The organism is Lactococcus sp. S64 (assembly GCF_016516525.1).
In the GTDB taxonomy this organism is placed as follows: domain Bacteria; phylum Bacillota; class Bacilli; order Lactobacillales; family Streptococcaceae; genus Lactococcus; species Lactococcus lactis.
Genome location: NZ_JACVUQ010000003.1, coordinates 1 through 23,590, shown reverse-complemented (window position 1 = coordinate 23,590; position 23,590 = coordinate 1). Strand labels below are relative to the sequence as shown.

Genomic DNA, 23,590 nt, shown 5'->3' with positions numbered 1-23,590 from the left:
GTTAACTCCATGTCAAGGAGAAAGAATGACAAAATATACAATTGGCGATATTTCACGTAAATTAAACGTTTCTAACGATGCTGTACGTTATTATGATAAGGAAGGTTTGCTCCCTTTTGCTAAAAGAAATAAAGCTGGTCGAAGAGAATTTACAGATGACGATCTTGGCTATATTGAAGTCATTGATTGTTTAAAAAAATCAGGCATACCCATAAAAGATATTGCTCAATTTATTGATTGGTGTATGGAGGGCGACTCAACACTTGATGAACGTTTAGATTTTATGAAAACACACGAAGAGCAATTAGAAGAAAAAATTAAAGTTTTAGAAATGAATTTGGCCTTTTTAAGATGGAAAATTTGGTACTATCAAACAGCATCAGAAGCAGGCACTGAAAGTATCCACTTTATTCCGGGAACAACACAAGTTAAACCAGAGATAAGAGATATTTTCAAATAATATAAAAAAAACAAAACGTATTTTTTACGTTTTGTTTTTTTATTTTTTCTTAGTTGGAAAATTTATGAGAAATAGTGACAGAAAGACGACAAAAATACCTAACTGTTGGAATCCTAAAAATGAAACGCCTAGGAATAAAGTGGAAATTAAAATAGCGGTGACAGGTTCAAGCATTCCAAGCATACCAACAATATGAGGTTCTGTATATTTTAGACTATTGATATAAAGAGAGTAAGCTAAGAGCGTTCCAACAACAACGATGAGGCTGACCAAAAGTAAATCAGTCTGATCAAAATTTTTAGGTAAATTTGTGACTGGATGTAAGAAATTAGAAATGACACCACCAATTAATAAGGCCCAAGCAACAAGGCTTAAAGGAGAGTGTTCTTTGATAAGTGGACATGGAATAAGAGTGTAAGCACAAACACCAAGGGCGGATAAAAGCCCCCAAACAAGAGCAGAAGCTGAAAAACTAAGTTCTCCAATATTTCCATTGGTCACAAGCAGAAAAACACCAATTAAAGAAAGAAAAATGGCAATAATATCAAGACGACGTGGAATTGCTTTACTTTTGATAGCTAAAATAATAATAATGATGGAGGGACCTAGGGATTGTAAAATAGTTGCAATAGCTGCATTTCCGTAATAAACAGATAATAGAAAAGAAGATTGTGCAAAAAGTACTCCGAAAATCCCAAAAGCTACAATTCTTAGACTTGATTTTACAGAAGACCAGACACTAAAGATGTTGTGTTTAGTAATTGCTAACCAAGCAAGTAACAACAAGCCTGAAAAGAGCATGCGCGTGGTAACTAGCCAACCTGGCTCAATAGAACAACGATTAAAGAGGAGTCCAGCAATAATACTACTAATCCCAAAAAACGCGGCTCCCAAAGAAGCGTAAATAATTCCTTTAAATTTAGTCATATATGTACCATGTGTTGAGTTTTTTTGTTTTTGACATTTTTATCCTCAATTTCTAAATATATTATCTTCCTATAATCATTATATATAAATTACAGGGCATAGTAAAATATTCACTGGAAATGGTATAAAAGAATAAAAAAAGCACTAATTAATTGGATTAGTGCTTTTTAATCTTCAACTCCATAAATTTCAACTTTGTAACCAGTAATATTAAGACCACTAGCTTTTCGAGCGGCCTCCATTAGGGGACGAAAATCAAAATTATCTACATTCATAATCTCACCTGTCGTTTTATTGACAACATGATAATGAGGCTCTCCGTAGTAGTCATATCTTCTTTTACTACCGTCATTTATAGCAATCACTAACTCACTATCAACCAATTTATCAAGGGTATTATAGACCGTTGCTAAGCTAATATTTTCCAAATCTTCGTGAATTTGCTCTGCCGTTGGGTGAGTTTGATGTTTTATCAGGTATTCTAAGACAATGAGACGCTGTGGTGTAGCTTTTAAACCATGAGATTGTAATAGTTCTTTTAAGTCTTGTTCCAAAATCAGCACTCCTATCTTTATTATTTATTTTATTATATCATCAACAGAAAATCATTTCAATGACTTGACATTTGTTTAGAATCATTCTAAAATATAGTTTAGAATGATTCTAAAAGGGTGAGATAATGAAAGAAAAAAATAACTTAATTCAAAGGAATAATATTGTCAGGGCAAGTATTATGGGAGCAAATGACGGGATTATTTCGATTGCAGGGATTGTCATTGGTGTCTCTGGCGCAACCTCTCATATTGGGACAATTTTGCTGGCAGGTTTTGCCGGAACTTTAGCAGGTACGGTCAGTATGGCAATGGGAGAATATGTTTCGGTCAGTTCGCAACGTGATGCTCAGGAAAAAATTATCCAAGAACAAAAAGTAGCACTTGCTACTAATTATCAAAATGAATTTGATTTTGTTTATCAAAAATATAGAGCAGATGGGATTTCTAATGAACTAGCTCATAAAGCAACGGATGAGATGATGAAAAAGGATGCTTTAGCAACAACGGTTCGTGAAAGACACGGTTTTACAATTGGACAAGAATTGAGTGCTAAAGGAGCGGCAATTGCCTCAATGCTCTCATTTCCAACTGGAGCACTTTTGCCTATGCTAGCCATTTCTTTAATTCCTAAAAGTTGGAGTGCTTTGGCAACATTTATTTCCGTACTAATCGCTCTAGGATTTACAGGTTATGCCGCCGCTTATTTAAATGGTGCTGATAAAAAACATGCAACTTTTAGAAATATTATTGCTGGGATTCTAACGATGCTTGTTACTTATGTAGTGGGTTTGCTCTTTAAACAAGGAGGTTTGTGATGAAAAAACAAACAATGACAATAGATGAAAAATTAAATAGTGTCCGTGCGGGAGTCTTGGGTTCAAATGATGGAATTCTTACAGTTGTTGGTGTGCTCTTTTCGGTTTCCGCAGCTTCTGGAAGTAGCTTTGCTTTACTGATTGCTAGTTTGGCAAATTTAATTTCTGGTGCTTTTTCAATGGCTTCTGGTGAGTATGCAAGTGTCAGTTCTCAATCTGATAGTGAGAAAGTTGTGGTTCAAGAAGAAAAAATATTATTGAAAAAGGATTTTAAAAATCAAAAAGCAGCAGTGAAAGATTTTTATATTGAAAAAGGAATCAGTCCGGAAACTTCAGCAGAAATTGCTAATGAATTACTTGCTCGAAAACCTTTGGAAACTGTTCTGTCAGTAAAATATGATATTGCTTTAGGACATTATATGAATCCTTGGCAAGCAGCAGGTTCATCATTAATTTCATTTACGATTGGTGGACTTTTTCCTTTACTAACCATGATTTTAGTTAAGGGTGCTTGGCAATTTCCAGCAACAATTTTTGCAACAATGCTTGCAATGGCCTTAACTGGAATGATTAGTGCTAAGCTTTCTGATGGCTTGGTAATTAAAGCAATTCTTAGAAATATTATTATTGGTTTACTAACAATTTTTATTCATTATTTTATTGGTCGGATTTTAGGTTAATGAATTTAGGTTTAGTTAAAAGCTTTTGTTATAATTATAGATAGGACTGATAATTATTGAGAAAGAGGCTGACAAATGGATGATAATACTAAAGAATTAGAACAATATTGGGATGAGTTTTCTCAAGAATATGAAGAAATTCAAAATGAAAGCTTGGTTGATATTGGTCAGCAATTAAAGGAATTTTTGGTGGCTGAAAAACTTTTACCAACAAGTCAATTTTTAGATTTAGCTGGTGGGACAGGCAAATATATTCCACACTTTTCAAATTTTACTGACAGCTATCATCTTGTTGATCTGTCAGCAAAAATGTTAGAATTTGCCAAGAATAAGTCAGCTGATTCAAATAAAATCACTTTTACGCATCAAGAACAAAATAAATTTTTAAAGAATACAAAAGAAAATACTTATGATTTTGTATTTTCAGCCATGAATCCTGCATTGGAGTCAAAAGAAGCCTTAGTAGAATTAAATCGGATTGCCAATGGAAATGTTGGAATTTTACGTTTGATTTTTGATGAGGATAATCTCTTTAGTCAGGTCGAACAATTGTATTTGCCTAATCAAGAACAGAATAAAGAAGCGCAGATGTTGCTTTATAAGGTATGGTTAGAGGAATTAGGCTGGGAATTTAAAAGTAAGAAATTTAGATTCTTTTTATCAGAAAAAGTAAGTTCACAGTTTTTCTCTGATTATTTCTCTGATGAGCTTTCAAATGCAGAATTAGCGGCTTTGACGCAATTATTTTTTAGTGAAACAGAAATTCGAGAAATGGAAAGATTAGTGATATTTGAGTTATTATATTGGGAAAAATGCTAGGTTGAATCCTAGTTTTTTATTTCTCAATTCTTTTAGTTGTAATTTATTTATTTTAATACTATAATTGACTAATCAATGATTGACCAATCAATTAAGAAAGGTGAAATAAATTATGAAGCTTGAAAAAGTCAGCCAGTTACTCTATCAGCTCAAAATTGTAAATCAAGAAATGACGGCAAAATTTGAGAAGTCAACGGGTTATAGTATTACTCGTTATCAACTGATGATGATTTTAAAATGTAAAGGTCGTTGCTCTCAAAGTCAATTACAAAATGAATTAAAAATTGATAGTGCTGCTGTAACAAGACATTTAAAATTACTTGAAGAAAAAAATCTTGTCAAAAGAGAGCGCAATAAAGAAAATAATCGAGAAGTATTTGTTGAAATTACCGATAAAGCTAAAAATGATTTAGCACTTTGTGCAAAAAAACATGATGATTCTCTAGATGCAAGTCAACAAATATTAAATATTGGGCTCAGTGCTTTAGAAGAAGAACAACTTTTAGAACTACTCACAAAATTAACACAATGAAAGAAGAAAAAATGAATAAGAACTTTAAAAATAACGATTTCTCAGATATTACTTTTGGTAGAAAATCTGTCAGACTTTATGATGAAAACTACAAAATTTCTCACGAAGAAATGCTTGAAATGATTCAAGAAGCAACAGCTGCACCTTCATCAGTAAATATGCAACCTTGGCGTTTTATCATTGCTGAAACCGAAGAATCAAAAGCAAAATTAAAACCTTTAATTCGCTTTAACACCCGGCAAAATGATACTTCATCAGCAATGATTTTAATTTTTGGTGACATGCTTAATTATGAATTAGGTGAAGAAATCTATGATCAAGCAGTTGCTGAAGGAAAAATGCCTCAGGAAGTCAGAGATCAACAAATTGGAGCAATTATTCCTTATTACAAGAGTTTTTCTAAACAAGAAATGAATGATGTTGTCAAAATTGACTCAAGTTTGGCAGCAATGCAATTGATGTTGGTGGCAAGAGCTCACGGTTATGAGACAAATCCAATTGGTGGTTTTGAAAAAGATCAATTAGCAGAAGCTTTCGATTTAGACAAAGAACGTTTTGTCCCAGTTATGATTTTGTCAATTGGTAAAGCCGTTGAAGAAGGTTATGAATCTGTCCGCATGAATGCTGATAAAATCACTACTTTTAAATAAAAAGGAGAAGTAATTTGACCATTTTAACAATTATTCTGTCGCTTTTGGTTGCTTTGGAATTTTTCTACATTATGTATTTAGAGACCTTTGCTACAAGCTCAAAAACAACCAGTCGTGTGTTTAATATGGGAAAAGAGGAGCTAGAACGTTCTTCAGTTCAAACGCTTTTTAAAAATCAAGGGATTTATAACGGTTTGATTGGTTTAGGATTAATTTATGCAATATTCTTTTCGTCAGCGCCACTTGAAATTGTTAGATTACTGCTTATTTATATTATTTTAGTGGCTTTGTATGGCTCTTTGACCAGTAATAAAAAGATTATTTTGACCCAAGGTGGTTTAGCCATTTTAGCTCTAATTTCTTCATTTTTTTAAAAAAAATATTTTTAAATCCTTGACAAGTCTCATAAAAAGTTTTACAATTATTTTCAACATCAGAAAAGTAACTCTATATCAGAATTTTTTCAGGAAGTCTGCGGTTGTGCGAGCAGATAAATTCATCAGAGTGAATGGGCTGATTTGAAAGTCGAGAACGATTTGTTTTTCGCAATTTGATTTGAAACAATAAAAATCACGGATGCTCCCGATACCAAGCGACTTGTTGTTAGACGAGGAAAAGAAGAGTTTTTCTAGTATTTTTGTAATACTTTTAGGGACTCTTAAATTACGGTGGCACCGCGTGACATACGCCCGTAGAGTATTTGATACTCTACGGGCTTTTTTGTATTTTTTTGAAAGGATTTCTAAAATGAACCAACGATGGCAAAGCTTAAATTTTAACTAATCAGTATCAATGGAAAAGACTTCCTCAAACCTATAGATAGAGAGAAAACATGAGAAAAATTAAAGAGATTTCAGCAGACACCATGACCCCAATTTCGGTTTATCTTCGCCTGAAAGGGAAGAATAAAGTAATTTTAGAATCCATTCCCAGAGAAAATGACCAATCACGTTTTTCAATTATTGCGTTGAATCCTGTGAAGCACATCAAATTTACTGACGGAATTTTAAGCGTAAATGACGAAATCATTAGCGATGAAAATCCAATGGAATTTCTGGAAAAATTAGTTTGTCAGCCAGAAAGTACTGACGAAAATTTAGACTTGCCTTTTACAAGTGGAGCGATTGGATATGCTGGATTTGATACCTATGGTATTTTTGAAGGCATTCAACCTGAACTGAAAGATTCGATTGGAACGCCAGATATGTATTTTATGTTATACGAATCAGCCCTAATTTTTGACCACAAACGAGAAAAACTGATTTTTATTGAAGACAATACTTACAGTCAGCGTTCAGAAAAAGAGTTACAAAACGCGCTGTCAGCAAATATTGAGTCATTATCTTTACTGACAGAAACAGAAAATGAACTGACAGAATTAAGTAAACTGAATTTCGTCAGCAATATGTCTCAAGAACTTTTTGAAGAAAAAGTTACTAAAGCAAAGGAACTTATCAGAAATGGTGACATGTTCCAAGTTGTTTTATCACAACGTTTAACAGCCGATTTTACTGACAACCCCTTTAATTATTACAGAAAGCTTCGGGTTGAAAATCCGTCATCGTATATGTACTTTATGGAATTCGATAATTTTCATGTCATTGGCAGCTCACCAGAGCGTTTGGTTGCTGTTCATGGAAATCAAGTTTCAACCAATCCAATTGCCGGAACAAGAAAACGCGGGCAAACTGAATTTGAAGACCAAGCTCTTATTGAAGATTTAGAAAGTGATCCCAAAGAAGTCGCTGAACACAAAATGCTTGTTGATTTAGGACGAAATGATATTGGTAAAATTTCCAAATATGGTTCAATCGAAGTTCCTGTTTTCATGAAAGTTGAGAAATATCGCTACGTCATGCATATTACAAGTGAAGTGACCGGCGAGCTTCGTCCTGAATTTACAGCTATGGATGCCTTACGCGCCACATTGCCAGCGGGGACGCTATCAGGAGCACCGAAACATCGAGCCTACCAAAGAATTTATGAATTTGAAACGCAAAAACGAGGAATTTATGGAGGAGCTATCGGTTATCTAACGAAAAATGGAAATTGCGATTTTGCAATTGCCATTCGGACAATGGTCTTGAAAGACAAGAAAGCACATGTTCAAGCAGGAGCCGGAATTGTTTACGATTCAGTACCCGAACATGAATATCAAGAAACCTTAAACAAAGCCCAAGGCTTATTGAAAGTTGGTCAATAAATAGACCCAAAAAGATGTAGAGATAAAAAATTTAACATCATCAGATAATTTTGTCAGTAATTTTTTACTGACAGAAAATAAAAAATTACTGACAGGCCTTGTCGTTAAAAATAGGAGACAAAATTGATTTTAATAATAGATAATTACGATAGTTTCACTTACAACTTAGTGCAGTATGTAGGTGCTTTGACTGATGTAGCAGTTGTGAAAAATGACGATGATTCTTTGGAAAATATGGCAGAAAAAGCAGACGCCTTAATATTCTCACCAGGCCCTGGTTGGCCTGCGGATGCTGGAAAAATGGAAACACTTATTCAGCAATTTGCAGGTCAAAAACCAATTTTAGGAATATGTCTAGGTTTTCAAGCTATCGTTGAAGTTTTTGGTGGCAAACTTCGATTGGCCCATCAAGTCATGCATGGCAAGAATTCACAAGTCCGTCAGACCTCAGGAAATTTACTTTTCAATCATCTTCCCTCAAAATTTCTAGTCATGCGCTATCATTCAATTGTCATGGATGAGGCAGTCGCTTTACCAGATTTTGCAATCACAGCAGTCGCGACAGATGATGGTGAAATTATGGCTATTGAAAATGAAAAAGAACAGATTTATGGAATACAATTTCACCCAGAATCCATTGGCACATTGGATGGTATGACCATGATTGAAAATTTTGTCAACCAAGTAAATGAAAACAAGGAGTCATCAAATGAAAAATGAACTTGAAAAAGTGATGTCAGGCCGTGACATGACCGAAAATGAAATGAACATGCTTGCTAATTCAATTATCCAAGGTGAATTAAGCGAGGTCCAAATTGCCAGCTTTTTAGTAGCATTAAAAATGAAAGGTGAAGCAGCAAGCGAATTGACTGGTTTGGCTCGAGCTTTACAAAAAGCAGCGATTCCCATTCCAACAAATTTGACAAATGCGATGGACAATTGTGGAACAGGAGGCGACCGCTCATTCAGTTTTAATATTTCAACCACAGCCGCTTTTGTTTTAGCAGCTGGTGGAGTCAATATGGCAAAACACGGAAATCGCTCCATTACCAGTAAATCTGGCTCGGCAGACGTTCTTGAGGCCTTAGGAATCAATCTTTATTTACCAGCAGAAAAGTTAGCTCAAGTTTTTGACAAAGTTGGTTTAGTTTTCCTTTTTGCTCAAAATCTCCACCCAGCGATGAAATACTTCACGCCAGTCCGCAGACAACTCGAAATTCCAACAATTATGAATTTGACTGGGCCGCTAATCAATCCAATTCCACTTGATACGCAACTTCTTGGTACCTCACGTCCAGATTTACTTGAATTAACAGCAAATGTTTTGAAAGGCTTGGGCCGTAAGCGAGCATTAGTCATCACAGGTGAAGGCGGAATGGACGAAGCAACTCCCTTTGGACTTAATCATTACGCACTTTTAGAAAATGACAAAGTGACTTTGCATGAATTTAGAGCCTCAGACGTTGGTATTTCAGAAGTTCAACTCAATGATATTCGTGGAGGTGAAGCCCCAGAAAATGCTGAAATTTTAAAAAATGTCCTTGAAAATCAACCGTCAGCCTTTTTAGAAACGACCGTTTTAAATGCCGGACTTGGATTCTATGCCAACGGAAAAGTTGATTCCATCAAATCCGGAGTTGACCTTGCAAGAGAAGTAATTAGTACAGGAGCAGCTCTTACCAAGTTGCATGAATTACAAGCAGAACAAATTGGTTAAAAATCTTGATGGCAAATTTTGAAATAGCAGAAAATGAGAGAAAAATATGAACATAAAAAAAGGAAAATTTCTAGAAACAATCCTAGCAGAAAAAAGACTTGAAATTGCTAAAATGCCAGAAGAACAAGTAGGAAAAGTTCGTCAAACATACAATTTTTATGATTACTTAAAAGAACATTCCGACCAGCTTCAAGTGATTGCCGAAGTCAAAAAAGCTTCGCCCAGTCTAGGTGATATTAATTTAGAAGTGGATATCGTTGACCAAGCCAAAAATTACGAACAAGCCGGTGCCGCTATGATTTCCGTCTTAACTGACCCTGTATTTTTTAAAGGAAATATTGAATATCTCTGTGAAATTTCAGAAAATGTCCAAATCCCCACCTTGAACAAGGATTTTATCATCGATAAAAAACAAATCAATCGGGCAGTAAATGCGGGAGCAACAGTTATTTTACTCATTGTCGCAGTTTTTGAAAATCAATACCCCAAACTCCAAAACCTCTACAACTACGCACTTTCACTAGGACTTGAAGTTCTTGTTGAAACACATAATAAAGCAGAACTTGAGATTGCTCATCAGCTTGGGGCTAAAATTATTGGAGTTAATAATCGTAATTTAAAAACCTTTGAAGTGAGCTTGCAAAATTCAGTAGATTTGACTCCCTACTTTAAAGAAGACAATATCTACATTTCCGAATCAGGCATTTTTAGCGCAAACGAAGCCCAAAAAGTTTCCGATGCTTTCAATGGAATATTGGTTGGAACAGCACTCATGCAATCAGAAAATCTAGAAAAATCTTTGAAAGATTTAAAAGTCAAGAGGAAAACGAATGAAAATTAAAATCTGTGGCTTATCTACAAAAGAAGCTGTTGATACAGCCGTAGAATCTGGTGTCACACATCTCGGTTTTATTCTTAGTCCCTCAAAACGCCAAGTTGCACCAGAAAAAATTCTTCAAATCACAAACGATGTCCCAAAAACAGTCAAAAAAGTAGGAGTTTTTGTTGATGAACCTATTAATTTTGTAAAAAAAGCTATTCAAGTTGCTCAACTTGATCTGGTTCAGCTTCACGGAAATGAAGATATGAATTACATTAATCAACTAGATGTTTCGGTTATTAAAGCAATAAGGCCAGACCAAGAATTTAAAGAATACGAAGATGTAATTTTATTATTTGATAGTCCACAAGCTGGAAGTGGTCAAGCATTTGATTGGGACTCTTTGGTGACCAGTGGTCTGAAAAATAAATTTTTCATCGCTGGTGGACTTAATCCAGAAAATGTAGCAGCTGCTATTCAACATTTTCCAAATGCCTACGGTGTGGATGTTTCTTCTGGAGTAGAAACTGACGGAATTAAAAACCTTACAAAAATAAAAAACTTTGTTCAAAATGCAAGCCTTGCCTCATCAAAGCAATTATTTATAGAATTTTTAAGAATCACAAAAAAGCTAAATGAAAATAAGATTATCCCTTATTTAATGGGAAGTTTAGCAGTTGAGCAAATAATCAATTTTCCAACAAATCCTGATGACATTGATATTCAACTCAAAAAGCTTGATTTTGAAAATTTTGAGCAATTAACAAGTTTAATGGAAGAATTAGGTTATCAGCTCATTGACTTACATGAGCATAAATTTGAAAAAGCTAGTATTCATGTTGGCTTTGCAAGTGTGGAGAACCTTAAAAACTATGCCGGGGTTGACGATAATGATATTCCCAAAATCAATTTCAAATCTGAGTTACATCAAGAATTTTTCCTCCCTACTTTAAAGCAAAATATTCAAATTTACCAAGCGGCAGTGACAGATAGCTGGCGAGCCAAAAAAACTAAAGATAAGAAGATTTTAAAGAAATTACTTTTTGAAGAAAATGACGCGAACATTAAATGAGATTTACCATGAAACTTACATAAAAAGGAGCAACAACATGACCTACAACCAACCTAACAACAAAGGATTTTACGGCCAATTCGGGGGCCAATTCGTACCTGAGACACTAATGACAGCAGTAAAACAATTAGAAGAAGCCTATGAAGATAGTAAAAAAGACCCTCTCTTTCAAGCAGAACTTAAAGAATTACTTAAAGACTATGTTGGACGAGAAAACCCACTCTATTATGCAAAACGCTTAACAGAATATGCGGGCGGAGCAAAAATTTATCTTAAAAGAGAAGACCTAAACCATACAGGAGCACACAAAATTAACAATGCCCTCGGACAAGTCCTCCTTGCCAAAAAAATGGGAAAAAATAAAGTCATTGCTGAAACAGGTGCAGGCCAACACGGTGTCGCAACCGCAACTGCTGCTGCCCTCTTTGGCATGGAATGTACGATTTATATGGGTGAAGAAGACGTTAAAAGACAATCTCTCAATGTCTTTCGCATGGAATTACTCGGGGCAAAAGTTCATTCAGTAACTGATGGTTCACGCGTACTTAAAGATGCGGTTAATGCAGCACTTAGAGCATGGGTTGCTCAAGTTGAAGATACGCATTATGTAATGGGCTCAGTTCTTGGACCACATCCATTTCCACAAATTGTGCGTGATTATCAAGCTGTTATTGGACAGGAAGCGCGTGCCCAATTTTTAGAAAAAGAAAATAAACTTCCAGATGCTTTAGTAGCTTGTGTCGGTGGAGGTTCAAATTCGATGGGACTTTTTTATCCCTTCGTTAATGATGAATCAGTTGCAATGTATGGTGTCGAAGCTGCTGGTCTTGGGATTGATACGCCACATCATGCGGCAACAATTACTAAAGGCCGCCCCGGTGTTCTTCACGGAACACTCATGGATGTCCTTCAAGATGAAAATGGTCAAATCTTAGAAGCCTTTAGTATTTCAGCCGGTTTAGACTATCCAGGAATCGGACCAGAACACTCTTATTTCAATGCTGTTGGACGAGCAAAATATGTTGATATTACAGATGAAGAAGCACTTGAAGGTTTTAAAATCTTATCTAGAACTGAAGGAATTATCCCAGCACTAGAAAGTTCTCATGCCATCGCCTATGCAGTCAAATTAGCAAAAGAATTAGGAGCAGATAAATCAATGATTGTTTGTCTTTCAGGACGTGGGGATAAGGATGTGGTTCAAGTTAAAGAACGACTTGAAGCAGAAAAAGAGGTGAAAAAATGAAAACTTTACAAATGACTTTAAGCAATAAAAAAAATAATTTTATTCCTTATATCATGGCTGGCGACCATGAAAAAGGTTTAGAAGGTCTTAAAGAAACCATTCAACTTCTTGAACAAGCCGGGAGCTCCGCTATTGAAATTGGCGTTCCATTTTCAGATCCGGTTGCTGATGGTCCAGTCATCGAACAAGCAGGTTTGCGTGCTTTAGCAAGAAATGTATCACTTTCAAGTATTCTTGAAACCTTAAAAACAATTGATACAAAAGTTCCTCTAGTAATTATGACCTATTTCAATCCCGTTTATCAGTTTGGAATTGAAAAGTTTGTTGCAGCTCTTGAAGAAACACCAGTTAAAGGCCTTATCATTCCAGATTTACCTAAAGAGCATGAGAATTATATCAAACCCTTTATCAATGATAAAGATATCTGTTTAGTTCCTCTGGTCTCATTAACCACGCCACTTTCTCGGCAAAAAGAACTTGTAACCGATGCTGAAGGATTTATCTATGCCGTTGCAATAAATGGAGTAACTGGGAAAGAAAATGCTTATAGTAACCAGCTTGACCAACATTTAAAAGCGTTGTCTTCATTAACGGATGTTCCTGTTTTGACAGGATTTGGAATTTCTACATTATCTGATGTAGACCGTTTTAATAAAGTGTCCTCAGGAGTTATTGTTGGTTCAAAAATTGTTCGTGATTTACATGAAGGTAAAGAAAACGAAGTTATTAAATTTATTGAAAACGCAATCAATTTTTAAGATAATTGAAAAATTAATAAAACCATATATCCTTGACAGTCCACTTTACAAATGGTATACTTTTATTAAATAAAACGGTTACAAAAAATTGGATAGTGATTATTAAGTTAAGCTAGACCTTATCAAACCTATAGTCATAGGGGGATAAGGTCTATTTTTGTGAAATGGAGAAGAATGTGAAAATCAAAAAAGTTCTGAACAATAATGTAGTCATTGCTCAAAATGATAATGAAGAAACCATTCTTATGGGTTTAGGCTTAGGATTTGGGAAAAAAGCAGGTGAAGTTGTTGAAGACAAAAAAATTGAAAAAATTTTTGCATTGAAAGTAACTTCTGAGCAACAGAATTTTTCAGAATTACTTTCGGAAATTCCAAGTGGAATCGTAGAACTTTCGATTTTAACTTTAGCAAAAGCAAAAACAAAATTTGATAAAACAATTTCTGATACCGTTTTGGTTGCTTTCGCTGACCATTTAAATGCAGCAATTATTCGTGAAAAAGACAATATAACTATTAAAAATTTTCTTTTGTGGGATATTAAGAGATTTTTTCCAGAAGAATTTGCACTTTGTCTTGAGACACTTCAAAAAGTTCAAGAAAAACTTAATATCTCACTTCCAGAAGATGAAGCAGGTTTTCTGGCCATGCACATTGTTAATGGAACCCTGGGAAGTGGTCATGAATATGCAACGGAATTAACAAAATTAATGGAAGAAATATTAACAACTCTAAAGTATACTTTACAAGTAAACTTTAATGAGCAAGATATTTATTTTCAAAGGTTCATTACTCACCTTAAATTTTTCACCGAAAGAATACTTTCTAATACAAAAAGTGATGAAAGCACCGATGAAGACTTATTCCTTCTAATAACCAGAAAATACCCAAGAGCATACATAGGAACAAAAAAAGTCAGTGAGTTTCTTAAACAGACAAGGTCGTACGAAGTTTCTCAAAATGAACAAATATATATGACCGTTCATCTAGCACGTATTTTAGAAAAAATACAAGATTAATTTTTAAGATGACTTTAGTCATCATCAACTATGGTAACAATTGGATCGTGACATTAAGTTGGCGAAACCTCTAAAAAATATATTATTTTGGAGGTTTGTAATGGGCAAATATGAAGCTCTTGCAAAAGACATTGTAGCAAATGTAGGTGGCAAAGAAAATGTCATCTCAGTGATTAACTGTATTACACGGTTACGTTTTAAACTCAGAGATGAGAAAAAAGCAAATACCGATGTCCTGAAAAATATGGATGGTGTAGTTACAGTAATGCAATCTGGCGGCCAATACCAAGTCGTTATTGGGAATCATGTACCAGAAGTGCGTGCAGATGTAGATGCTGTCCTTGGGGTACTTGATACCTCACCAGCAGACTCTGCACAAAAAGGAAACCTTTTCGATCAATTTGTGGAATTGATCTCAGGAATTTTCCAACCAATATTAGCTCCATTAGCAGCAGCGGGTATGATTAAAGGGGTTAATGCAATTTTATCCTTTGCCTTGGGACAAAGTTTTCAAGCGTCTGCAACCTATGCTGTTTTTAATGCAATGGGTGATGGTCTATTTCTCTTCCTACCAATTTTCATTGGATATACTTCAATGAAAAAATTTAATGGCTCACCATTTGTTGGAATGATGATTGCCGCAGCACTTGTTTACCCAGGTTTTGTAGACGGAACAGTTGCAAAAACATTTGCAGAAAGTGGTGGATTAAGCCTCTTTGGAATTCCTTTTTCAGTACCAACTGCTGGCTACGGGTCTTCTGTAATGCCAATTATTGCCATTACAGCATTTGCAGCATTTTTAGAACACCAGTTAAAGAAAATTATTCCTGATGTAGTAAAGCTTTTCTTGACACCATTCTTTACGGCAATCATCTCAATTCCTCTAGGCTTCCTAGTTATTGGACCAGTAATGAATCTTGCTTCAGATGCTTTAGGTAAAGGTTTACTAGCATTACAAGGATTTAATCCTATTATCTTTGGTTTAGTGCTAGGATTTGCTTGGCAAGTCTTAGTCATGTTTGGACTACATTGGGCAATTGTTCCATTTGCAATTATCGCATTAGCAAAAGGAGAACCAACCGCGCTTTTAATTGCCGCAAGTGTTGCATCGTTTGCGCAAACTGGAGCTGTTGGAGCAGTGATGTTAAAAACAAAAGACAAACGACTTCGTGAATTAGCAATACCAGCCTTTATTTCTGGTTGGTTTGGTGTTACAGAACCAGCAATTTACGGAATTACCCTCCCTAAGAAACGTCCATTTTGGGTTTCATGTATCGTAAGTGGAATTTTATCAGCTGTTGCCATGGCCTTGGGAATTAAAGCCTATACAATGGGAGCTTTGGGAATCTTCAGTTTTACATCTAATATTACCCTTACAGGTGAAGTTTCAGGCGCGATTAAAATGATGATTGTATCAGCTGTTGCAGTTATAGCAGGCTTTGTAGTAACCTATCTTGTGGGATTTGAAGATGATGTTATTGAAAATCCAATCCCTGACAAAAAATTTAATAAACAAAAAACGAATAAAGAAATAATTGGAAGCCCTCTTGAAGGAAAAGTTATTCCACTATCACAAGTTAAAGATGCAGCCTTTTCTGCAGGTGTAATGGGCAAAGGAGCAGCGATTGAACCAACACTAGGTGAGGTTCGTGCTCCATTTGATGGAATGGTTATGATTTTGTTCCCAACTAAACATGCAGTAGGTTTAATTTCAAATGAGGGAACTGAACTTCTCATTCATATCGGAATAGATACTGTCCAACTTGAAGGGAAATACTTTGAAACTTTTGTAAAACAAGGACAGAGTGTAAAAAAAGGTGACTTACTCCTCAAGTTTGATATTGAGCGTATTCAAAATGCGGGATACAGTACTCAAGTTCCAATCATTGTAACAAATACTCAGGATTATATGGACATTCTAGTTACAAATCAATCGACGATTCATCAAAATGAAGTGTTACTAACTGCAGTTAATGCACAAACAACTGAATTAGTGGCAAATCCAGTTTAAAATAGCATTGATGAAAAACTTTAAAAATTAGATAGGAAAATTATAAAATGACATTTAAAACAGACTTTTTATGGGGTGGAGCAACGGCAGCAAATCAATTAGAAGGTGCTTATGATATAGATGGTAAAGGGCTCTCAGTAGCAGATGCAATGCCAGGAGGTAAAGAAAGATTGGCAATTCTTGCAAGTCCGGAATTTGATTGGACGATTGACACTGAACATTTCACTTATCCAAATCATGATGGAATTGATCATTATCATCAGTTTAAAGAAGACATTGCATTATTTGCAGAAATGGGATTTAAAGCTTACCGTTTTTCGGTAGCTTGGTCAAGAATTTTTCCAATGGGAGATGAAACAACTCCAAATGAAAAAGGTTTGCTTTTTTATGATCAACTAATTGATGAGTGTTTGAAATATGGAATTGAACCAGTGGTTACAATTTCCCACTATGAAATGCCACTTAATTTAGCTAAAACATATGGAGGATGGAAAAATCGCGAACTAATCGAATTTTATGTCCGTTTTGCAAAAGTTTTGTTAGAACGTTATCAAGACAAAGTGAAATATTGGATGACTTTTAATGAAATCAATTCAGCAACATTCTTTTCAGGTTTAAGTCAAGGACTTGTTCCATCTAATGGTGGAGATGACAAAACTAATGTTTTCAAAGCTTGGCATAATCAATTTGTTGCAAGTGCTCAAGCTGTAAAATTTGGGCATGACTTGAATAAGAGTTTACAAATTGGTTGTATGAGTATTTATTCAACAACTTATTCGTTCGATGCAAACCCAGTAAATCAATTAGCAACACAAGAAAGTATTCAAGAGTTTAATTATTTCTGTAATGATGTACAAGTTCGAGGAGCCTATCCCGCATTTACGAATCGACTTCACCGTAAACACGGAGTAAATGTAGATGCACTTGAAATTTCCGAAGAAGATCTAAAGATAATAAAAGAAGGAACAGTTGATTATATAGGATTTAGTTATTATATGTCGACTGTAGAATCAAAAACAGGGGAAGGCGTTCAAGCTTCAGGAAATATGGTTCTTGGAGGAGTTAAAAATCCCTTTTTAAAAGAAAGCGAATGGGGTTGGGCAGTTGACCCTGACGGACTTCGTTACGCCCTTAATGATTTATACGGTCGCTATCAAGTCCCGCTCTTCATTGTCGAAAATGGCTTAGGTGCAATTGATAAAGTAGAAGAAGACGGAACGATACAAGATGATTATCGTATTGATTATCTCAAAAAACACATTCAATCAATGAATGAAGCAGTTGAAGATGGTGTCGACCTAATGGGTTACACACCTTGGGGCTGTATTGATTTAGTTTCAGCATCTACAGGAGAAATGAGTAAGCGTTATGGATTCATCTACGTTGACTTAGATGACGAAGGAAATGGAACAAAAAAACGTTCTAAGAAAAAATCATTTGATTGGTATAAAGAAGTAATTGCTTCAAACGGTACTAACATGTAAAAGATAGAAACCTCATCAATATGATGAGGTTTTTTTTAATTGTTAACTCAAAAGATAATTAAATGAAAGGTAAAATCAAAATGTATTCTATGAAATACTATGTTTACTTAAAATAAAAACAAAAAATCAAAAAGAAATATATTGAAATAAAAGAAAGAAAGTTGTATAATTTATCAAAAGGAATTTGTACATATTCCTGATAAGGTTTTTATTCTTTCATAAAGGCTGAAAATACATCATTTTACATTTATTCATGGAAATAATCATTGAACTAAGTCAAAAGAAAAGAGGCGTGAAGATGAGAATAAGTAATGTTACCATCAGGGGCTTCCCTGTTTATTGAAAGAAGTCACAATGACTTTTAGTAGTTTTAGTTGAAACTTATCATATGTTAAATTATTGGAATATTCACTAGTCATAATAAAAATATTTACTCTAAAAAATATTATGACGAACAAAGGAGAACTGATGAAAAACAATCAATTCAAAATTCCTGAAAATGCGCAAGTTCATGAAAATTTTAGAACTTGGAAATCAGGAAAACAATGGCTCTATGCCTCGTCTATCCTTGCTTTAGTAGTTTCAGGTGGAGCAATTGCTTCCTCTTCCCATGGCGTTTTTGCTGACCAAGTTCTTTCAACTTCAACAGGTAAAACAACTGGAGCAGAAAACACTGCAACTGGTGGACTTGGATCAAATGCTACAGCTGGGGCTGATAATGCTTCTGTAGCAAATTCAGCTAATACAGTGGCAAAATCTTCAGCAAATCCGAGTAGTTATACTGATGCACAAGTAAATTCTTCAAGTGCTGTACTTAAGCAAGATAATAATTCTGGAAATCCAATTGGCGCACCAGAAACGAGTAACTCACAAAACACAAACGGTACTGGCGGAGCAACAACAATTGGTATCAATAGTTCATCTACTGCTTCAAGTGGAGGAACGATTAATACAACCTCTTCGACAAACTTGAATTCAAATGGAGCAGTAACAGCTGGTTCTGGAGCAGCTTCACAAACAACAGTTGATATTAAAGCAACTCAGTCAATTTCAAATTCAGGTTCTACGCTTTCTGATGGTTCTTATTCATGGAGTGTTTCGCCATCGACTGACCAAACACAAGCAGGTTATTCTGTAGCTGCTGTAACAATTACAACTCCTGGTACGGATTCTGGTCAGTCCTCTGCAGGAGGAGCGACAGCTCAACTTGCTGGTGGGACATACACAAAACTTACAAGAGGTCAGCCATCTTCCGGAAGTTTTACAGCAACTTCAACAGCAAATACAATTACAGCTTCTTCAGTAGCAGCAAATAATTCAATGATTGATGCACTTCGTAAATCAAATGCTTCTATCGAATCTGCATATTACTCAGAAACAGCAGTCTTAATTTCTGATGGTGCCACTACAGTATTATCTTCTTTAGCTAGTAATGTTTCATCAGCTTTTGCGCTGGTTTCAGCTGTAGCGACATCTGATAATTTATTAACCTACAGCTCTGCTTATTCTCTACTGAGTGCAACCCTGACATCTATCCAAGCCAGCTATACAGCAAGTTCACTGCTTGCACTACAAAATATGTCATCTGCAGGTTCTTATGCGATAGCTGCATCAAATGCTACAACAACGATTTCTTCTGCAAGTTCAGTAGTTTCATCAGCAACCTCAACAGCATCAGTAGCTTCTTCAAATGCCATTTCGAATTCATCTGAAATGAATAAACAATCTGCTTTTTCAGTAGCAGCAATTGGGGCTAACTCTGCTGGCTTATCAAGCTATACTTCATCAGCTACTAGCACTTTTACTTCTCAAGTAGCCGCAGGTCAATCGGCAGCAAATCTTGCAACAACAAGTAATTATATTTGGGAAAGTTTGGCTTCAAGCTATACATCAAGCGTAGCTTCATCATACGCCCAAAGTGCCTATGATTCCGCTTATAAAGCAGCAGGGGGGACCATTGTTGCTGGTGTATATCTTCCTCCGATTACAGACATCGGTGGAGCAAAAACCTCTACAGCTGCCCAATCAGCTGCTGATTCTGATCCTAACAATATTTCATATGCCTCACTTGCAAGTTCTTATGGTTTGATAGCTAATTCATATAGTACAGCCGCGGTTAATGCCTCTGGAGCCTATGTACAAGCTTCAAATGCATATTCTTCAGCTAATGTCACAATGACAACCATGAGTTCTATAGTTTCATCGGCAACTTCAGTAGCAACTTCGGCATCTTCACTGTTAAATTCAGCTTCGGCAGCACAATCAGCTTTTAATAGTATTGCTAACTCTTATATTACTATTATTCATTCAGAGTCAGTCTTACTTGATGGAGCACAGTCTGCTTATATCTCAATCGCTACTTCAATTACAGATTCCATTGCAACTAATAATTCAGGTACAGCAATTGCGTCATCTGTAGCGGCATATAATGATTTACAAAAATCACAAGCAGATGATTTTGCTAACGCTTCTACATTTGCATCTAATGCGTCTACTGCAAATACTACTTTTGATGAACAGAGTGAGATACTTTCCTCAGCTTCGGTTGTAGCAGCTTCTGCAAGTGCTGGAATTGCAATGCAAAATTCTTTAGCAACTTCTTATTCAATAATTGCATCCTCATATCAAACACAATCGAATACAAGCTTAGCTTCATCATATGCTAATATTGCTAACTCTTATAGTACAATTGCTTCAAGTTTGGCTACAGTTCAACAAACTGCGCAATCTTTATATGATATGGCATCAACAGCGGCAGCTACCGCGTCAACTGCAGTTTTCACTAATAACACGAATTTAACAAGTCTTTCAGCTTTAATTACTGCTCAAACAGGGTCAACCCTTGAATTTCTTGAATTAGGGAATATTCTTGCGCTATCCTCAGCTGTAGTTGCAAACAATCAAACAATTGCTTCGCTTGGTTCTAACAATGCTTTGACAACAACTTATGGAAATTATCAAACGACCCAAGATTCGCAAGCCTTAGTTTCTGTTCAGTTTACAGGTAATTCATCAGCAACATCACTTGTGAATACAGCCTTTAGTTCAGGAGTTGCTTCTTATGCTGCCGCAGCAGTAGCAGTTGACTCTTTAGCGACGGCAACGAATTCGACATTACTTAGCCTTGCATTACAGCTTTATACAGCTCAACAAGCAGAAAATAACATGCTTAAAATGGTTGGAGCATCAAATCTATTAATTGATACAACCAATACTCAACAACTTATAACTCAATTGAGCGCTTCCCAAGCAAATAAATTGATGAATTCCGCAGCAGTTGTTGCAGCATCACAAGCAACCACAGCTTTGATTGGAACGCCAACATATTCACTATTAGGAGCAGTAAATAATGCTACCACATTTAATATCGATATTAATGGAAATGTAACGCCAGTAGCTGGAGGAACAGGAACGACTCAAGTTACTGTTTATAATAATGGTGCATTATATAATATCTATTCAGAAGATTTGCAAACCTATCAACTTAATGCTTTGATGGATTATGTTGTGAACGTTGGAATCCCAATTACAGGTCCTACTTTTGGCTCTTTTAAAATTTCCGATATCCTAGGACTAAATAACTATCAAGATATTACTCAAGCGACAACAGCAGTGCTTGGAAATTCGATAGCTCAAGCAGCAACTCAAGCACAGCAACCCTTATCTGCTTTAATTAACGCATTACTTTCTTATCAACAAACAGTAAATGCAGCACAAACGACTTTGGATGGTTTAGCAACAAATGCTAAAGCTGTAGTTAAGGGAACAAATGGTATTTATACACAATCTATTTTGGCACCTGTAACAATGAATACTGATGGTACATTAACGATCAATACCGATGGGATTTCATATACAACAGCGGTTAGTCAAAATATTTCAAATATCATGGCTAACTTAATTAGTCAGGCGACATTGGCAGCCAATACCGTATCTACACTTCCTATTGCTGTTTCTACAGCACAAGCAAGCCAAGCTTCAACAAAAGTTTCCGCAGCAGCCTTATCTTCATCCAATATTGCTGGATTAATGCCAATCAATCTTTCTGCAGCAGTTTCTAATGCAATTACAGCAGGTGATTTGCAATCTAACCTTGGAGTAAATCTTGCCTATGCAAAATATCTTGCATTATCAGGCGCCCTCGCAATTTACGGTTTATCAACGAATACTAATACAGCTTCTGTTGCAGGTAGTTATATTGCAACAGCTCAAGGAAATATTAACACGATTTTCCAAAATATGTTGAATACTGCAAATAATGCAACAGGTTCAGTAGCAGCTGACACGTCCGCCATGAATGTAGTTACTCAATCTAATGGCATTCTATCAGGAGCTTCTAGTGCAATGTCTGTTGCTATGTCTTCAGCTATTCAACAAATTTTAACAAGTTCAGGTTATTCAGCAACTGGACTTGCGACAGTTGCAGTTGGTTTGATATTAAACGATCCAACAGAACAAATTTTAGAGAATTTAAAAACAGCTAATTATTATTATGAAGGTCAATCTGCAGCTATAACTGATAGACAATTAGATAATACTTTTGTTCCAGAAACAACAGTAATTACTGCAAACGCTTTAGGAGCAGTTCAAGGGGTATCAGCAGCACCAGGCCAAACCCAATATACTTCAGTTGTTTATCAAGTAAATACAGATGATATTCAAGGGGTCATCAATGCTGTAACCTCTGATGGTACATCAATCGGTTCATATACCTATGACAAGTATGCTGGAGAAACAGTTTCAGCACCTACAATTTCAGGATATGCACTTGTAGCTGGAACTGCAAGTTCGGCAACAGTTGATACAGCTGGAAGCCCAATCACATTTACCTACGAATCAACTGATCCATCTACTGGTCAAGAGTTCACAGGTTCTTATGGATATACACTTGCCTACGAACAAGGAGAAAATCTTCCAGCAAGCACAAATCAAACAGTTTATGCTGTTCTTGATGTTTGGAATGCGGATATGCCAAGTTCTACTCAAGATGGAACTGCTACTTTGTACGCAGATGGTAAAGCAATTGCCACTATCAATGTGTCTATCAAAGTTGGAGCTGATGGCGTATCTAAAGAAAATATCTTTAAATTCTCTGGACTTGATTTGAGTCAATATGCAAATGCATTCTTGACTTCTGACTTTTCTGTTGGGGATCCTTTGACTGGTAATTCAGGAAATGGTCTTTATGTCTCACCTCTTTGGGATGAAACACAAAGTACAGCTTCATCTGCAGTAAGTATTGCATCTGAAGCTTCAAATGAAGCCTCATCTGGATCCTCAACAGCAAGTTCTCTTGCAAGTCAATATCCAGATGATACTAATGTCCAAAGCTTTGCCTCAGATGCCTCAACATCAGCAAGCACAGCAAGCTCATTAGCGAGTCAAGCAAGCGATCATGCAAGTCAAGCGCAATCACTTGTTGATAAAGCAAGCTCAGAAGCAAATCAAGCTGGATCTGCAGCTATTAGTAGTGATCCTGACTTTGATTCTTATCGGTCAGAAGTTATGGCAGACTCAATAGCAGCATCAAGTCTTGCTTCACAAGCATTAAGTGAAGCTGAAGCCGCATCATATGCTGCAAGTCAAGCTGAATCAGATGCTTCAGCAGCTTCAAGCTATGTTGCTTCTTCAAATGCTAATTCGGATAGTTCAGGCGGAACAACAAATCCAACATCAAGTACAGATGGTGGCTCAAGTTCAGGCGGAACAACAAATCCAACATCAAGCACAGATGGCGGCTCAAGTTCAGGTGGAACAACAAATCCAACATCAAATACAGATGGTGGCTCAAGTTCAGGCGGAACAACAAACCCAACATCAAGCACA

At 35.8% G+C, this 23,590-nt stretch carries 20 protein-coding genes; 18 read left to right on the top strand and 2 right to left on the bottom strand.

Translation table 11 applies throughout. The features are described from left to right. Positions 1-25 precede the first annotated feature (25 nt). On the top strand, positions 26-460 hold the full coding sequence (locus IAE51_RS04145; RefSeq protein ID WP_012898088.1) for a MerR family transcriptional regulator: 435 nt from the start codon (positions 26-28) through the stop codon (positions 458-460). 39 nt (positions 461-499) lie between these two features. Here the strand turns inward: IAE51_RS04145 and IAE51_RS04140 are convergent, their stop codons facing one another. Beyond that, positions 500-1,387 (bottom strand): DMT family transporter, encoded by an 888-nt coding sequence (locus tag IAE51_RS04140; protein ID WP_021722737.1) that lies wholly within the window; start codon positions 1,385-1,387, stop codon positions 500-502. Between the two features lie 167 nt (positions 1,388-1,554). Continuing rightward, positions 1,555-1,941, bottom strand: coding sequence for a Fur family transcriptional regulator (locus IAE51_RS04135; protein ID WP_010905993.1), 387 nt, complete (start codon positions 1,939-1,941; stop codon positions 1,555-1,557). 125 nt (positions 1,942-2,066) lie between these two features. Here IAE51_RS04135 and IAE51_RS04130 point away from each other — a divergent pair, with 125 nt between their 5' ends. From IAE51_RS04130 to IAE51_RS04050, 17 genes are all read left to right on the top strand, one after another. Beyond that, entirely contained in the window at positions 2,067-2,756 is a 690-nt protein-coding gene (locus tag IAE51_RS04130; protein ID WP_003130417.1) for a VIT family protein, read from the top strand. Continuing rightward, complete coding sequence (locus IAE51_RS04125; RefSeq protein ID WP_003130418.1) at positions 2,756-3,436, top strand: VIT family protein; 681 nt, start codon at positions 2,756-2,758, stop codon at positions 3,434-3,436. The genes IAE51_RS04130 and IAE51_RS04125 overlap by 1 nt, the downstream gene beginning before the upstream one ends. Before the next feature lie 75 nt (positions 3,437-3,511). Then, complete coding sequence (locus tag IAE51_RS04120; RefSeq protein ID WP_058221099.1) at positions 3,512-4,255, top strand: class I SAM-dependent methyltransferase; 744 nt, start codon at positions 3,512-3,514, stop codon at positions 4,253-4,255. A gap of 112 nt (positions 4,256-4,367) precedes the next feature. Further along, a complete protein-coding gene (locus IAE51_RS04115; protein WP_017864691.1) occupies positions 4,368-4,787 on the top strand; it encodes a MarR family winged helix-turn-helix transcriptional regulator in 420 nt (139 codons plus the stop codon). 11 nt (positions 4,788-4,798) lie between these two features. Then, positions 4,799-5,437: a nitroreductase family protein gene (locus tag IAE51_RS04110; RefSeq protein WP_025016710.1), complete on the top strand. Its 639-nt coding sequence runs from the start codon at positions 4,799-4,801 to the stop codon at positions 5,435-5,437. A gap of 14 nt (positions 5,438-5,451) precedes the next feature. Beyond that, positions 5,452-5,811 carry a DUF1304 domain-containing protein gene (locus IAE51_RS04105; protein ID WP_012898082.1) on the top strand — a complete coding sequence of 120 codons (360 nt, stop codon included), beginning with the start codon at positions 5,452-5,454 and terminating at the stop codon, positions 5,809-5,811. A 458-nt stretch (positions 5,812-6,269) separates the two neighbouring features. After that, the gene (trpE, locus tag IAE51_RS04100) at positions 6,270-7,640 is read left to right on the top strand and encodes an anthranilate synthase component I (protein ID WP_200094807.1); all 1,371 of its coding nucleotides are present in this window, start codon (positions 6,270-6,272) and stop codon (positions 7,638-7,640) included. A 123-nt stretch (positions 7,641-7,763) separates the two neighbouring features. Next, on the top strand, positions 7,764-8,360 hold the full coding sequence (locus tag IAE51_RS04095; protein WP_200094806.1) for an aminodeoxychorismate/anthranilate synthase component II: 597 nt from the start codon (positions 7,764-7,766) through the stop codon (positions 8,358-8,360). Next, on the top strand, positions 8,350-9,357 hold the full coding sequence (gene trpD, locus IAE51_RS04090; RefSeq protein WP_033900942.1) for an anthranilate phosphoribosyltransferase: 1,008 nt from the start codon (positions 8,350-8,352) through the stop codon (positions 9,355-9,357). Before IAE51_RS04095 ends, trpD begins: the two co-directional genes overlap by 11 nt. A gap of 46 nt (positions 9,358-9,403) precedes the next feature. Further along, entirely contained in the window at positions 9,404-10,198 is a 795-nt protein-coding gene (gene trpC / locus IAE51_RS04085) for an indole-3-glycerol phosphate synthase TrpC (RefSeq protein WP_058211742.1), read from the top strand. Next, positions 10,188-11,249, top strand: a complete 1,062-nt coding sequence (locus IAE51_RS04080) for a phosphoribosylanthranilate isomerase (protein WP_200094804.1) — start codon at positions 10,188-10,190, stop codon at positions 11,247-11,249. The genes trpC and IAE51_RS04080 overlap by 11 nt, the downstream gene beginning before the upstream one ends. 37 nt (positions 11,250-11,286) lie before the next feature. Next, a complete protein-coding gene (gene trpB / locus IAE51_RS04075) occupies positions 11,287-12,495 on the top strand; it encodes a tryptophan synthase subunit beta (RefSeq protein ID WP_012898074.1) in 1,209 nt (402 codons plus the stop codon). After that, positions 12,492-13,253: a tryptophan synthase subunit alpha gene (gene trpA / locus IAE51_RS04070; protein WP_058206901.1), complete on the top strand. Its 762-nt coding sequence runs from the start codon at positions 12,492-12,494 to the stop codon at positions 13,251-13,253. Before trpB ends, trpA begins: the two co-directional genes overlap by 4 nt. Before the next feature lie 176 nt (positions 13,254-13,429). Continuing rightward, positions 13,430-14,269 carry a BglG family transcription antiterminator LicT gene (licT, locus tag IAE51_RS04065; protein ID WP_021722748.1) on the top strand — a complete coding sequence of 280 codons (840 nt, stop codon included), beginning with the start codon at positions 13,430-13,432 and terminating at the stop codon, positions 14,267-14,269. Positions 14,270-14,369: 100 nt separating this feature from the next. After that, positions 14,370-16,280, top strand: a complete 1,911-nt coding sequence (locus tag IAE51_RS04060) for a beta-glucoside-specific PTS transporter subunit IIABC (RefSeq protein WP_058206903.1) — start codon at positions 14,370-14,372, stop codon at positions 16,278-16,280. A gap of 47 nt (positions 16,281-16,327) precedes the next feature. Beyond that, positions 16,328-17,764, top strand: a complete 1,437-nt coding sequence (locus IAE51_RS04055) for a glycoside hydrolase family 1 protein (protein WP_057720581.1) — start codon at positions 16,328-16,330, stop codon at positions 17,762-17,764. A 468-nt stretch (positions 17,765-18,232) separates the two neighbouring features. Then, positions 18,233-23,590: KxYKxGKxW signal peptide domain-containing protein (locus tag IAE51_RS04050; protein WP_200094802.1), on the top strand; the 5,358-nt coding region annotated here is incomplete at its 3' end.